The sequence below is a fragment of the Thioclava sp. F36-6 genome (genome assembly GCF_002020305.1).
Classification (GTDB): domain Bacteria; phylum Pseudomonadota; class Alphaproteobacteria; order Rhodobacterales; family Rhodobacteraceae; genus Thioclava; species Thioclava sediminum.
Genome location: NZ_MPZX01000003.1, coordinates 174,112 through 188,265 on the forward strand (window position 1 = coordinate 174,112; position 14,154 = coordinate 188,265).

Sequence of the window (14,154 nt, forward strand, 5' to 3'; positions counted from 1 at the left end):
AGTCCTTCAGTTGCGGCCGATGTCATCGACAGCGGATTGCAGCGCGATGCGGTCGAGCGTTGTGAGCGGCAGGGCGGCGAAGGCCTCTACCCGGCGGAGGAGCGCTCCATAGGCCTGCTGGAAGGCGAGCGCGCGCTCGACCTCGGTGCCGGTGGCCTTCACCGGGTCCGCCATCCCCCAATGGCCGCTGATCGGCTGGCCGGGCCAGGGCGGGCATTCCTCGTTCGCGGCGAGATCGCAGACGGTGAAGACGAAATCGAGCGGGGGCGCGTCCTCGCCCTGAAACTCCGCAATGGTCTTGGCCCGCAGGGGGGTGACATCATGGCCCTTGTCGCGCAGCACCTGCATCGCGAAAGGGTTCAGCTCGGAATAGGGCTTGGTTCCGGCGGAATAGGCGTTGAAGCGGTCACCGGCCCGCGCCCGCAGGATCGTCTCGGCAAGGATGGAGCGCGCCGAGTTGCCGGTGCAGATGAAAAGCACGTTGAATTTCCGGCCCGCCGCAGATCGCGTCATCGCAGGGTCTCCACTTGGATCGGGTTGCGCGAGAGGGGAGCAGATATCGGGGCGGCCCTGACAGCAGTCGATCAGCAGCGCGTCGAAGAGGCTGCGCACGGTCTCCATCTCGATCCCGTAGCGCAGCGAGGTGCCCGCCCGCGTCTGACCGATCAGCCCGACTTCGCTCAGCGCGGCCAGATAGGCCGAGAGCGTCGAGGGTTTCAGCTCCAGCGCCGCGCCGATCTCGCCGGCGGGCAGCCGGTCGGGATACCGGCGCATCAGGAGCCGGAAGATCGCAAGGCGTTGCGCATGGCCCAGCACGGTGAGCCGCTGAGGTGTCATCTGATCCATATTTCGAGGTTTTACGAAATAAGAGAGTCGGATCAAGTGAAGCTTTGATGACAGGGCGCTTTGCACGCTTGAGTTGTAAACAATCCGATTAAAACGCCCGTGATATAGGCGCAGTCGGAAACACTCACAAATTCGTGAAGAGTCATGGAAATAGGGCCGAAACGAGACTTCCTCTGCGTCATGCAATTGCAGAATCCTCAGCAAAGCAAAGAGAACAAACGCAATTTCGCATCGTAGCCGGGAGGGCCAACTGCACTGAGAACGGCAATTATGGTCGGTCTGCCATAATTTCTGCCGCATTTCGGACATGACTGGGCAAGAGAACTTTAAGCACGAACCGACCCAGCCGGTGCGTCGCCAAGAAGGGGGCGCGCGCCGTCCCTGTAACATTGGTGGTCGCGGTCGGCATGGGCGTGCCGGGCCGTGTGTCACCCAAAAATCCGCATCGCCCCTGCGGAAAAGGAGAGCTCCCTCGTGTATGAAGCGAATTCCATCTTTGATTGGCATCGCCGTGGTTTCGAGGCGCTCAATTCTTACTGGGAGACGCTCGACCAGCTTGAACAGGCCGTAAAAGACGTCTCGGACGCCGATCTCGGCTTTGTCGAGGATCAGCTCGACACCGTTCTCGAGATGATCGACGCATTCGAGCCGACCGTCAGCGTCATCGGCCAGGTCAAAGCGGGAAAAAGCACCCTTCTCAACGCGTTGATCGGCAAGCCGGGGATGCTGCCCTCGGATGTGAACCCGTGGACCTCGGTGATCACGGCGCTGCATCTGAACGCGCGCCACCGCCCGATGGACACGCGCGCGCTGTTTCGCTTCTTCGACCGCCACGAATGGGATCGGCTTGTGGCGACGGGCGGGCGTCTGGGCGAGATGGCCAACCGCGCGGGCTTCGAGACCGAAGCCGAGAGCGTGCGCAAACAGGTCACCGCGATGCGCGATGCGACCGAGGCGCGTTTGGGCGAACAATTCGAGGAACTTCTGGGCACCAGCCGCGCGTTCCCGACGCTCGATAAGGCGGTGCTCGATCAATATATCTGCTACGGCGATCCCGACGATCTGGCCGAGGGGGCCAGTGAGGGCACCTACGCCGATCTGACGAAGTCCGCCGATCTCTATCTCGATCTGCCGCATCTGCCGCGGGGGCTGTGCCTGCGCGACACGCCGGGTGTGAACGACACGTTCATGATGCGCGAACAGATCACGCTGAACGCGATCGGCGACAGCCGCGCCTGTATCGTAGTGCTCTCGGCCCATCAGGCGCTGACCACGATGGATCTGGCGCTTTTGCGCATCATCTGCGCGATCGACGCGCGCGAGGTGGTGATCTTCGTCAACCGCATCGACGAGCTGGAAGACCCGCGTGGGGCGCAGACCGCGATCCGCAACTCGATCCGCAAGACGCTGGGCCGGATGGGGCTGGGCGAGGAGATCGAGATTCTGTTCGGCTCGGGCTACTGGGCCAATTGCGCGATGGGCGATGTGAGTGAGATGGCGCCCGCCAGCCGTGCTGCGCTGGAGAAGACGACCGGCACCACGCCTACCAGCGAGACCGAACTGCGCCAGCGCGCGATGGAAGCCTCCGGGATCGGCGCACTGATGCAGGCCGTCGTCACCCGCATCGTCGACGGGCCGGGGCAGGCCGTGCTGGGCGATGTGCAGGACGAGCTGGAGCGCATCATCGAGCGCGCCGAGACCGTCGATAGCGTTGCCCGCGTGGCCGATCCGTCCACCATTCTCAGCGAATCCAAACTGATGTTCCGCCTCGCCGAGATCGAGGAAGAGGCGGTCTCTGCCTTCAATAACGAGGCGGCGGGGCTGCGCGCGGAGCTGCGCGAGCGGCTCGACCGCGCGCAGGAGCAATTCGTGGCCTCGGCGCTCGAAGCGCTGCAATCGCATATCGACACCTATGGCGAGATCGGCGCGTGGACCCATGACCCGACCGCGCTGCGCATGGCAATGAAGACGGCTTTTGCGTCGAATTGCGCGCGGCTGCGGCGCAAGGGGGAATCTGCGCTCGATATGGTCAGCGACGGGATCGACACTTTCCTCGCCGCCGAGTTCGGCGTGATCCGCGAGGCCGATGTCAGCCGCTTCCCCGAACAGCCGCAACATCGCGCGCCCACTGTGCTGGCGCGGATGATTACGCTGGATATGCAGGGCGCATGGTGGCGGCGCTATTGGCGCTTCAATCGCAAGGGGGCGGCGCAGGCGCGCTACCGCGAGGTGATCATCGCGGAAACCACGCCGCTGATCGAAGATCTGATGACCGAGTATTTCGACCCCGCCATCGCGCGCAGCCGCGAGATCGTGGAGCGCTTCGCCTTCGATCAGGGGCAGTTCTGCAAAGCGGTGCGCGAGCGCTGCCTGTCGGGCGCGTCCGGTCACAATAAGGAAAGGCTCTCGGCATGAACTCGCTGCGCAAACGTGAACGCCCCGACTTGCCGGACCTGTCGAAAGCGCAGGCTCCGCAGGCCACTCCGAAGCCGCGCAAGCTGCGGGTGCTGGTCGCGGGCGAGTTTTCGGCCGGGAAGACCAGTCTCATCAACGGGTTGCTGGGCGAGAAAGTGCTGCCCTCGCATGTCACCGCGACCGCGCTGCCGCCGATCTGGCTGGTGCGCGGCGGGGACCGGGCGCAACTCTGGATCGACAAGGAAGATGTCGCGCGCCCGCTCTCCGATCTGGCGCAGCTCAATCTGGAGAAGGCGCGCTATTGCGTGATCGCCCATAACGCGCCGATCCTCGACCGGATCGACATCATCGACACGCCCGGTTCGTCGGACCCGAACATGCCGATGGAAAGCTGGCAGCGGATGCTGCGCTATGCCGATCTGGTGATCTGGTGCACCAACGCGACGCAAGCGTGGCGGCAAAGCGAGAAGGCGGTCTGGGACGAGATGCCCGAGGCGCTGCTGGAACAGCCGATGCTGGTCGTGACCCATGGCGACCGTCTGCCCGACGAACGCACCCGCGCGCGGCTGATGCGCCGGGTCGAGCGCGAGGCGGGGGAGGTCTTCCCGACGATCCGTCTGGCCGCGCTGACCGAGCCTTCGGACGTGGCGCAGATCGCGCGCGAGATCGAGCGGCTGGTCGGGCAGATCGATCAGCCGACAGGGGCGGCCAACGAGATCGTCGCGAAATTCGTGGGCGAGCGCGACGTGATCGCTTTCCCGAAACCACGCACGCCGGTGAAGCCGCGCCGTCTGCGCTCAGCGCGTCTGATCAAGGCGGAAGCGGCGGAGCTGCCGGAGGTGACGGATGCCGAGCCGCTGATCCTCGACTCGCCGCTGCCCGACTATCCGCCTGCCGAGTCCGCCCCGATGCCGGGCCCGGCCCGCGCGCTGTGGGAGGAGCTCACGGCGGGCTACGCCTTCACAGATGCCGCGGATGTTCTCGCCCATGTCGAACATCTGCTTGATCGGCTGGATGCCGAAACCCCGACCGAATTCGAGCCAGCCTACGCGAGCAAGAGGACCAAGCCATGAAGATTGCCCCGCAACTGCGTAAGGAACTCGACTTTCTCAACGGCGCGCTCGACCGGATCGAGGCCTCCGTCGAACGCAGCGCCCGTCCGCGCATCCGCGATCTGCGCTTGCGGCTGCATGACTGGGCGGCGCGTGTGGCGGTTATCGGGCAGGTGAAGGCGGGCAAATCGACCTTCCTCAACGCCTTCCTGCACCAGCATGACTTCCTGCCCTCGGACGTGAATCCGTGGACCTCTGTCGTGACCAATATGCGCATCAACCTGCCCGAAGACCCGGTGACGGGGGCGCGGTTCGAGTTCTTCTCGGAGGCCGATTGGGACGAGATCATCAATGGCGGCACGCGCATCCGCAAGCTGACCGAGGAGCTGCTGCCGGGGTTCGATACCGACATTCTGCGCGAGCAGTCCGAGCAGATGCGCCGCCGCGCCCAGCGACGTCTCGGCAAGCATTACCAGATGCTGCTGGGCCAGCATCACGACTATGACTTCCTCGCACCCGATTTGCTGCAACGCTATGTCTGCGCAGGGCCCGGCGCGGATGACGGGTTGGAGCGCGAGGCGCTTGGCCGCTATGCGGCGCTCACGAAAAGCGCCAATATCTACATGCGCTTGCCCGAGTTTCAGGTGCCCACGATCATCACCGACACGCCCGGCGTGAACGACCCGTTCCTCGTGCGCGACGAGTTCACCTGTCGTTCGCTCGACCGCTCGGACGTGTTCATCATGGTGCTCTCGGCGCATCAGCCGCTGACCGATGTCGACCTCGCCCTGATCCGCATTCTCGCCAAGCAGGACGACAAGGATGTGCTGATCTTCCTCAATCGGATCGACGAGCTCGACGATTACGCGGTCGAAGTGCCGCGCGTGATCGCCGATGTGTCGCGCCGTCTGCGTGCGGCGATCCCCGATATCGACTTCAAGATCGTTGCGGGCAGCGCCTATCTCGCCGATCTGACGCAGCGCTCCGACGAGGAAGCCGCCTGGGCGCGCGCCGAGATGGATTCGATGGAGCTGGCGCAATACCTGTATTCGCGCTTCGGCCGCGTGCCGGAGGATCCGATCGACCGGCTGTTGCTGGCCTCGGGCGTCGAAGAGGTCAAGCATGTGCTCTCTGCCGTCATCGATGGCGGGGTGGGGCGTCAGCAGCTCGCTCAGCTGCGCGGCGATCTGCGCGCGGAGCTGTCGGGGATGCAATTCGTTGCCCGCCGCGAACGCGACACGCTGCAGATGCAGATCGAGAGCATCCGTTCGGACGTGGCGGAGGCTGCGATCGAGGAAATGAGCGGCGAGATCGCGGCGACGGAGGCGTTGCGCGGCGCGCTCGAAAACCATGTCGAGAGCGCCGAGCATCAGATCGAAGCGGTGCTCAACCGCGGCTGGTCGGCGCTGGAGACGCGGCTCAACAAGAGCATCGAGGATTTCGTCCTGAGCCAGCGCGACCGGTTCGAGGATGTCCTGCGCACCAACCGGATCCGCGACGGTCGTCCGCCGCGCAGCTTCGAGACCGACACGACCGCGCTGCAGATCGCGCTCGAACGCGAGGTGACGAAGAGCTACGCCCGCTCGCGTGCGGCCATCGACGTGCTGCTCGACAATGCGATCCATGCCTGCCGCACCACGGTCGCGGACCGGTTCGACGATCCCAGCGAAGAGATCGACCTGTCGGATATGCCGCATGACACTTTCACCTCGACGCTGACGCTGACCCGGCGTGCGCTGCGCATCAACTTCGCGCTGGAGCGGGGCTGGGCCTTCTGGCGCGGTCCGACCGTGAATATCGAGAAGACCCTCGACGGGTTGCGGATCGTGGCGGCCGAAGAACTGCGTCCGGCGGTCGAGAAGATCCTGCAGGCCTATGGCGAGGCGCTGGTGGAACGCGCCAGCGCAGGCGGGTCGCGGCTGCGGGTGATGGTGCGGATGATGGAGATGATCGTGCGCGAGCGGACCTTGCAGCTCAAGCAGGAGCGGGCCGAGTTGGAACGGCTGGCCCGTGATCCGCAGATGCAAAGCCGACTGGCGTCCCGGATCCAGAGCAAGTTGGAAGTGCTCGAACGGCGTCTGATCAATCTCGGGGCGATCGAGAGCGCGGTCAGCAGCACCATGATGCCGCGCCGCAAACCCGCGACGCGCGCAGCGTAAGGGCGAAAGGGCAATGATTTTCAAGCAAGAGCTCAACCGCGAGGACGCGCCGCCCGATCCCCATCGCGCGCCCCTTCGGGTGGCGATTTGCGGCGAGGTCAATTCCGGCAAGTCCACCGTGCTGAACGCGATTTTGCGCGCGCGCAGCATCGGCGACAATCTGGGCCGGACCGAGCGTCCGACGGTCGTCGCGCGCTACCGGGCGACGCCGGGCGTGGTGATGCGCGACGCGACGGGGCGCGAGATCGACGCGGCGGAGGTCGAAGAAGGCTGGGCCGTGCCGTCCGAGATTTACGTCTATTCCGCGCAGCCGCATCTGCAGGGGTTCGAGTTCGTCGAAGTGCCTCTGAGCCGCCCCGAAGACGTGAACGAAGAGCAGATCGGCCTGATCGCGACCTGCGACGTGATGATCTGGGTGACGATCGCTTCGCAGGCCTGGCGGCTGACCGAGAAGACGATGATCGAGCGGCTCGGGCCGGCGCGCCCGTCGGATTGCCTGCTGGCGATTTCGCGCGGCGACAAGCTGCGCAACGACACCGACCGGGCGAAGCTGAAGGCCCGGGTTCAGCGCGAGTCGGCGGCCTATTTCTCGCGGGTCGCCTTCCTGTACGGGTCGCGCGATCTTTTGCGCGAGGCCGAGACATTGGATGAAGCCTTCCAGCGCAGCGGCGGTGCGGCGCTGATCGCGGCGCTTGGGGCTATGACGGGGCGCGCGGTGGCCGGGCTCGATACGCTCGATCCCGAGACAGAGGCGGATCTGGCGATCGGCACCCATGACGCGCCGTCGCCGCTGCTCTCCGAACATGGGGGCGCGGTGCTGCCGTTCCGCTCGCGCAGCGTGGGTAAACGGGCTTCGCAACCGGCAAATTCCGGCGCGCCCGTCGCGCCGCCCGGGGCGGAGCCCGAGTTCCGGCCGGACCCGCATCCTGTCGACCGCACGCCCGAAGTGTCGCCGAGACGCGTCACGCGTTCGTCCAAGCCGGGCCGCGACGCGGAGCGTGAGCCCGTTCGTGAGCCGGGGCCGAATGTCACCGGGCCCGTCATGCCCGAAACCGAAGCCGAGATGGAAACCAAGCAGGACAGCCCGCTGCTGCTGGCCACCACGCGGCTCAGGCTGGGCATCGAGTTGCCCGAGGGGTTGCAGCTTGCCGGGCGGATCGGCCCGAGTGATCGGATCCTGCGGCCCGTCAAAGGGTCGTCGGACGAGATCGTGGCCTGTGCCAAGGCGCTGGAGAATTTGATGGCCGGGTTCGCCGGAAATTACACCACCGTGTTCGGCGGCCAGCTCGACACGATCACGGAGGCGGGGGACGATGTACGCATCATGTTCGCGAGCGCGCCCGAGACCGGCCTGACCTTCGCGCAATTCACGGTCGACCTGATCGACGAGCCATCGGCGCATGCGCTGTTCGCACGTTTGGCGGGCACTTTAGTCTGACAGGGCTTGGTCTGACGGGGCTTGGTCTTACGGGGCTTGGTCTTACGGGGGCGGCAGGTCGCCTCCGCGATCTTCCTTCGCCCGCGAAGTGACGCGAAAACAGGCGCTGCCTATCACGAGAACGCAAGGTCATCTGACTATCGGTTTGCGCCGTGGCAGAGTGCGGCTAATCTTTCTCTCACGCCTCGGCGCGCCGATAACTGCGGCCGCTCGGGGTCTATGAAAAAAGTTTATTCCGCAGGGAGACCGAAATGTCCGATTTCAAGCGCCGTCTGGCTGCCCTCATGCTGGGCGCCGCCTCGACCGGGCTTCTGGCCGCCGGGCCCATTCAGGCCGAGACGGTGAAGCTCACGATCCTCGGGGTCGGCGATATTTACAATTTCGACGGCGATGGCGAGCGTGGCGGTTTCGCGCGGCTCAACGCGGTCGCCAAGAAGGAGCGGGCGGACAATCCCAACACGCTCTATGTCTTCGATGGCGACATGCTCTCGCCCTCGCTTCTGTCGGGGATCGACGAAGGCCAGAACACGATCGACCTGACCAATATCGTGCCCTTCGACATCGCGGTGCCGGGCAACCATGAGTTCGATTTCGGGCCTGAGAATTTCGAGAAGAAGATGGAAGGCTCGAAATACCCCTGGGCCGCGATCAACATCACGCAAGCTGACGGCTCGCCCATTCAGGGGCTTGGCGGCGTGATGATGAAGGAGATCGCAGGCCTCAAGGTCGCGCTGGTGCCGGTGGCCCAAGACACCACGCCCGAGGTCGCCAATTCGGGCGATCTGAAATTCCAGCCCACCGTTGACACCGCAATCGCGGCCGCCAAGAAGGCCCGCGAGGACGGCGCGGATCTGGTGATCGGCGTCGTGCAGACCGACCAGTCCAACGACCGCAAGCTGATCGCGAGCCAGGATTTCGACGTGATCATGTCCGGCGACGACCACCTCAACGCGATGTTCTATGACGGGATCACGGCTTACGTGGAGACCTCGATCGACGCGCGCTATCTGCAGCCGCTCGATCTGACCGTCGACATCTCGGAGAAAGACGGCAAGCGCAAGATCAGCTGGACCCCGAATTTCCGCTGGATCGACACCGCGAATGTCACGCCGGATCCGGAATCGATGGATCTGGTCAACGGGTTCAAAAAGCAGCTCGACGACAATCTCGGGCAGCAGATCGGCACGTCGGAAACCGAGCTGGACTCGCGGCGCAATGTCGTGCGCTCGCAGGAGAGCACGATGGGCGATCTGATCGCCGATGCGCTGCGCGATGCGACGAAGGCCGATGTCACGCTGATCAATGGCGGCGGCATCCGGGGTGACACGACCTATGACGCGGGCCACAAGATCACGCGCAAGGACGTGCTGACCGAGCTGCCCTTCGGCAATAAGACGGTGGTGACCGAGATCCCCGGCTCGCAGCTGTTGAGCGCGCTGGAGAACGGCTTCAGCCAGGTCGAGAACGGCGCGGGCCGCTTCCCGCAGATCTCGGGCATGAGCGTGGTCTATGATCCGAGCGCGCCTGCGGGATCGCGCGTGGTCTCGGTCGAGGTGGGCGGTCAGCCTCTCGACAAGGACAAGGTCTACAAGGTCGCGACCAACGATTACATGCTGGGCGGCGGCGATGGGTATGGCGCGCTTGGTGGTGGCAAGGTCATCGTGAACGCGGGCAACGGCAACCTGATGGCCAATGACGTGATGACCTATGTCGAGAACAAGGGCACGGTTGCGCCCAAGCTCGACGGGCGGATCAAGAAACAGGGCGAGTGAGTTCGGTCTGATCGGAATGAGAGGCGGCGGGGAGACCTGCCGCCTTTTTCTATTGCGCTGAGGGACGCGCCCGAGCCTTGGGCGGGCGCTTTGATCGGTGTGTGGCTGGGCGCTTTATCTCTCAAGCCCGAATGACGCGTGGGCCCGCGCTGGCATCGCCAATGCGCCCTCCCGTGGGGAGGGGTGAGCCGGGAGAAAGCGGCCTTCCAGTGGAAGGACGCCCCGGCGAACGCCTGAGCATCGCGAAGGCCGGACGGGCGCAGCCCGGGGCTGATCGCTCCCCGCGCCAAGTGGAGCCTCTGCCCGGAACAGCCGCGAAGCGGCCCGGGCAGCGCCCGACCGCCCCCTCGGGCGGGCGCTTGGGGGGCTAAGCGCGCGGATCGAGGTCATCCGGATTTGGCCGCGATTAAGTGCAGACCACATGGCGAGGAACGCCCGCCCGGCGATCGGGCGCTGCCCTGCGTTGCTTTACTCCAGCGGCGGCGCGCTCGCCTCCACAACGGTCTCCATCGCGACATAGCTCGAGGACGAATGGACGTGGGGCAGGGTGGACAGCTCTTCCGACATGATCCGCCGGTAATCGGCCATGTCGCGGGCGCGGATCTTCACCAGATAGTCGAAACCGCCCGCGATCATGTAGCACTCTTCGACCTCGGGGATCGCGCGCACCGCGGCGTTGAACGCCTTCAGCGCGGTCTCGCGCGTATCGCTCAATTTCAGCTCGATATAGGTCACATGGGTCAGCCCCAGCTTGATCGGCGAGATCATCGCCCGGTAGCCTTTGATGAGCCCGGTTTCCTCCATCTGGCGTATGCGCGCGGCTACCGGCGTCTTCGACAAGCCGACCCTGCGCGCTATCTCAGCCACGGGGAGGCGTGCATCGGCGATAAGCTCGTTGAGGATTCGCCTGTCGATCGCATCGATCTCTTCACTCATGGGCTGCGGAGTCTCCAAAAATAAGTCTTAGAGACCATCGCTTAGCAAATCTTTGAGCCAATCGCCTAGGGGAAATCGCATAATATCGGACAATCAGATTTAAGGGAGGATCGCATGGGCGACACGTTCGATCAGTTCACAACGCAGGCGAAATTCGCCGATGAAGCCGCACTTCTTGAGCGCCTGAAGGGCCAGGCCGAACTGAGCGAGAGTGATCGCACGCAGATCTCTGCCCGCGCGGCGAAGCTCGTGCGCCGGATCCGGACCGAAGCCAAACCGACGCTGATGGAGCATTTCCTCGCGGAATATGGCCTGTCTACGCAAGAAGGCGTGGCGCTGATGTGTCTGGCCGAAGCGATGCTGCGCGTGCCCGATGCCGAGACGATCGACGCGCTGATCGAAGACAAGATCGCACCGTCTGACTGGGGCAAGCATATGGGCACGGCGTCGTCCTCGATGGTCAACGCCTCGACCTGGGCGCTGATGCTGACGGGCCGCGTGCTCGAAGACGAAAAGCCCGGCATGGCAGGCGTGCTGCGTGGGGCCGTGCGCCGTCTGGGCGAACCGGTGATCCGCGCCGCCGTCAGCCGCGCGATGAAGGAGATGGGCCGCCAGTTCGTCCTCGGCGAGACGATCAAGGACGCGCTGAGCCGCGCCAAAAAGCTCGAAGATCGCGGCTATACCTACAGCTACGACATGCTGGGCGAGGCCGCCCGCACCGCGCGCGACGCCAAGCGCTATGCGAAGGATTACGCCGACGCGATCGCCGCCATCGCGAAGGTCTGCAAGGACCGCCCCGTGGCCGAAAACCCCGGTATTTCGGTCAAGCTCTCGGCGCTGCATCCGCGCTACGAGGTCGCCAAGGAAGAGCGCGCCATGGCCGAGATCGTGCCGGTGCTCAAGGATCTCGCGAAGGCCGCGAAGGCCGGGAACATGGGCCTCAATATCGACGCCGAAGAGCAGGACCGTCTGGTGATCTCGCTCAAGATCATCAAGGAAGTGCTGTCGGACCCCGAGCTGGCCGGCTGGGACGGGTTCGGCGTCGTCGTTCAGGCTTACGGCAAGCGTGCGAGCCTCGTGATCGACTGGCTGGGCGCTTTGGCCGAAAAGCTCGACCGCAAGATCATGGTGCGTCTGGTGAAGGGCGCCTATTGGGACACCGAGATGAAGCTCGCGCAGGTCGAAGGCCTGCCGGACTTCCCGCTATTCACCACGAAGGCGGCGACCGATGTCAGCTACCTTGCCAATGCGCGCAAGCTGTTCAGCTACACCGACCGCATCTATCCGCAATTCGCCACCCATAACGCTCATTCGGTCGCGGCGATCCTCGAGATGGCCGAGGGCCGTCCCTACGAGTTCCAGCGCCTGCATGGCATGGGCGAGCGTCTGCACGAGATCGTCCACCGCGAGGAAGGCACCCGCTGCCGCATCTACGCCCCCGTCGGCGCGCATCGCGACCTGCTGGCCTATCTGGTGCGCCGCCTGCTGGAGAACGGCGCGAACTCCTCCTTCGTGCACCAGATCGTCGACGAGGACGTGGCCCCCGAGACCATCGCGGAAGACCCGTTCGTGCAGCTAGCGAATGCCGAACGCTCGGCGATGCTCAAGCTCCCCTCGGAGGTGTTCGCAGAGTCCCGCGAGAATTCCATGGGCTTCGATCTGACCGACGAGGGCACGCTGGCGCGCATCGACGCCGCCCGCAATGTCGCGATCCCGGATGCGGGTCCGCTGGTGGCGGGCGAGGCGACGGGGCAGGCCGTGGCCGTCATCAACCCCTCGACGGGTGAAGAAGTGGCCAAGGTCACCGAGGCCGACGAGGCCTGTGTCGCGGCCGCGATCGACGCCGCACGCCCTTGGACTGCCCCGGTCGCTGAGCGCGCCGCCGTGCTGCGTCGCGTGGCGGAGCTTTACGAGGAAAACTTCGGACCCTTCTTCGCGGTGCTCGCGAAAGAGGCGGGCAAGAGCCAGCTCGACTCCGTGGGTGAATTGCGCGAGGCGGTCGACTTCCTGCATTACTACTCGGCGCAGGCCGAAGAGATCGACCCGACCGCGCGCGGGATCTTCGCGGCGATCAGCCCGTGGAACTTCCCGCTGGCGATCTTCACCGGGCAGATCTCGGCGGCGCTGGCTGCGGGCAATGGCGTGATCGCGAAACCGGCCGAGCAGACCCCGCTCGTCGCCGCAATCGCCGTGCGCCTGATGCATGAGGCGGGCGTGCCGCGCGACGTGCTGCAACTCCTGCCCGGTCAGGGCGAGACGGTGGGCGCGGCCCTGTCGTCCAACCCGAAGATCGCGGGCATCGCCTTCACCGGCTCGACCGAGACGGCGAAGATGATCCGCCGGTCGATGGCCGACAATCTCGATCCGACCGCACCGCTGATCGCGGAGACCGGCGGTCTGAACGCGATGATCGTGGACTCGACCGCGCTGCCCGAACAGGCGACGCGCGACATCATCGCCTCGGCCTTCCAGTCGGCGGGTCAGCGCTGCTCGGCGCTGCGCTGCCTCTATGTGCAGGAAGACGTGGCCGAGGGGCTGATCTCGATGATCAAAGGCGCGATGGACGAGCTGTCGCTGGGCGATCCGTGGTATCTGTCGACCGATGTCGGCCCGGTGATCGACGGCGAGGCGCAGGAAGACATCGCCGCCTACATCGCGCAAGCTGAGAAAGAGGGCCGCGTGCTGCACAAGCTCGACGCGCCGTCCAAGGGGCATTTCATCGCGCCGACGCTGGTGAAGGTCTCCGGCATCGAGGCGCTGGAGCGTGAGGTCTTCGGCCCGGTGCTGCATATCGCGACCTATCGCGCCGAGGATATCGAGAAGGTGTTCGCCGCGATCAACGCCACCGGTTACGGGCTGACCGCCGGTCTGCACAGCCGGATCGACAACCGCGTGCAGGAGGTCTCGGACGCGCTGCATGTCGGCAACCTCTACGTCAACCGCAACCAGATCGGCGCGGTCGTGGGCTCGCAGCCCTTCGGCGGTGAAGGTTTGTCGGGCACGGGGCCGAAAGCGGGCGGTCCGCTGTATCTCACGCGCTTCGCGATGGCGCCCGAGGCGTCGTCGAAGAATGGCGAATGGGGCCACAAGGCCGATCTCGATGCGCTGCGCAAAAAGCTCGCGAAAGCGGCGGCGAAGGCCGAGGCAAGCGAGCCGATCGAGGCGCTGGAACTGCCGGGGCCGACGGGCGAGGCGAACACGCTGCGCCGCTATCCGCGCGGGCCGATCCTGTGCCTCGGCCCGGGCGAGGCTGCGCAGGTCGCGCAGATCAAGGCGGTCGAGAAGCTGGGCGGTGTGGCCGTCGGTGCCGATGGCAAGATCGCCCCGGAAGTGCTTGAGACGCTTGAGGATATCGCGGGCGCCATCTGGTGGGGCCACGACACGCGCGCGCTCGTCAAGGCGCTTGCCAAGCGCGAAGGGCCGATCCTGACGCTGACCACCGGCGCGGTGCAGAAGGCCGATGTCCTCCACGAGCGGCATCTGTGCGTCGACACCACCGCGGCAGGCGGCAATGCGGCGCTGCTGGCGGGGTAAAC

At 65.3% G+C, this 14,154-nt stretch carries 8 protein-coding genes; 6 read left to right on the forward strand and 2 right to left on the reverse strand.

Annotated elements, in window-relative coordinates:
- Positions 1 to 6 precede the first annotated feature (6 nt).
- A complete protein-coding gene (locus BMI88_RS15050) occupies positions 7 to 846 on the reverse strand; it encodes a helix-turn-helix domain-containing protein (protein WP_078550075.1) in 840 nt (279 codons plus the stop codon).
- 474 nt (positions 847 to 1,320) lie between these two features.
- On the opposite strand from BMI88_RS15050, the gene BMI88_RS15055 reads away from it, so the two are divergent.
- From BMI88_RS15055 to BMI88_RS15075, 5 genes are all read left to right on the forward strand, one after another.
- Positions 1,321 to 3,261 carry a dynamin family protein gene (locus BMI88_RS15055; RefSeq protein ID WP_078550077.1) on the forward strand — a complete coding sequence of 647 codons (1,941 nt, stop codon included), beginning with the start codon at positions 1,321 to 1,323 and terminating at the stop codon, positions 3,259 to 3,261.
- Positions 3,258 to 4,334 (forward strand): dynamin family protein, encoded by a 1,077-nt coding sequence (locus BMI88_RS15060; protein WP_078550079.1) that lies wholly within the window; start codon positions 3,258 to 3,260, stop codon positions 4,332 to 4,334. The genes BMI88_RS15055 and BMI88_RS15060 overlap by 4 nt, the downstream gene beginning before the upstream one ends.
- Positions 4,331 to 6,472, forward strand: coding sequence for a dynamin family protein (locus BMI88_RS15065; RefSeq protein WP_078550081.1), 2,142 nt, complete (start codon positions 4,331 to 4,333; stop codon positions 6,470 to 6,472). Before BMI88_RS15060 ends, BMI88_RS15065 begins: the two co-directional genes overlap by 4 nt.
- Before the next feature lie 13 nt (positions 6,473 to 6,485).
- A complete protein-coding gene (locus BMI88_RS15070; protein WP_078550083.1) occupies positions 6,486 to 7,910 on the forward strand; it encodes a GTPase in 1,425 nt (474 codons plus the stop codon).
- A 251-nt stretch (positions 7,911 to 8,161) separates the two neighbouring features.
- Positions 8,162 to 9,682, forward strand: coding sequence for a bifunctional UDP-sugar hydrolase/5'-nucleotidase (locus BMI88_RS15075; protein ID WP_078550085.1), 1,521 nt, complete (start codon positions 8,162 to 8,164; stop codon positions 9,680 to 9,682).
- 468 nt (positions 9,683 to 10,150) lie between these two features.
- Here the strand turns inward: BMI88_RS15075 and BMI88_RS15080 are convergent, their stop codons facing one another.
- The gene (locus tag BMI88_RS15080) at positions 10,151 to 10,618 is read right to left on the reverse strand and encodes an Lrp/AsnC family transcriptional regulator (RefSeq protein WP_075774978.1); all 468 of its coding nucleotides are present in this window, start codon (positions 10,616 to 10,618) and stop codon (positions 10,151 to 10,153) included.
- A gap of 114 nt (positions 10,619 to 10,732) precedes the next feature.
- Here BMI88_RS15080 and putA point away from each other — a divergent pair, with 114 nt between their 5' ends.
- A complete protein-coding gene (gene putA / locus BMI88_RS15085) occupies positions 10,733 to 14,152 on the forward strand; it encodes a bifunctional proline dehydrogenase/L-glutamate gamma-semialdehyde dehydrogenase PutA (protein ID WP_078550087.1) in 3,420 nt (1,139 codons plus the stop codon).
- Positions 14,153 to 14,154: the final 2 nt, after the last annotated feature.

Bases quoted from the DNA above. Each gene is read 5' to 3' on its own strand.
- BMI88_RS15075 (WP_078550085.1), top strand. From the start codon at position 8,162: ATGTCCGATTTCAAGCGCCGTCTGGCTGCCCTCATGCTGGGCGCCGCC.
- putA (WP_078550087.1), top strand. From the start codon at position 10,733: ATGGGCGACACGTTCGATCAGTTCACAACGCAGGCGAAATTCGCCGAT.
- BMI88_RS15070 (WP_078550083.1), top strand. From the start codon at position 6,486: ATGATTTTCAAGCAAGAGCTCAACCGCGAGGACGCGCCGCCCGATCCC.
- BMI88_RS15080 (WP_075774978.1), bottom strand. From the start codon at position 10,618: ATGAGTGAAGAGATCGATGCGATCGACAGGCGAATCCTCAACGAGCTT.
- BMI88_RS15065 (WP_078550081.1), top strand. From the start codon at position 4,331: ATGAAGATTGCCCCGCAACTGCGTAAGGAACTCGACTTTCTCAACGGC.
- BMI88_RS15050 (WP_078550075.1), bottom strand. From the start codon at position 846: ATGGATCAGATGACACCTCAGCGGCTCACCGTGCTGGGCCATGCGCAA.
- BMI88_RS15060 (WP_078550079.1), top strand. From the start codon at position 3,258: ATGAACTCGCTGCGCAAACGTGAACGCCCCGACTTGCCGGACCTGTCG.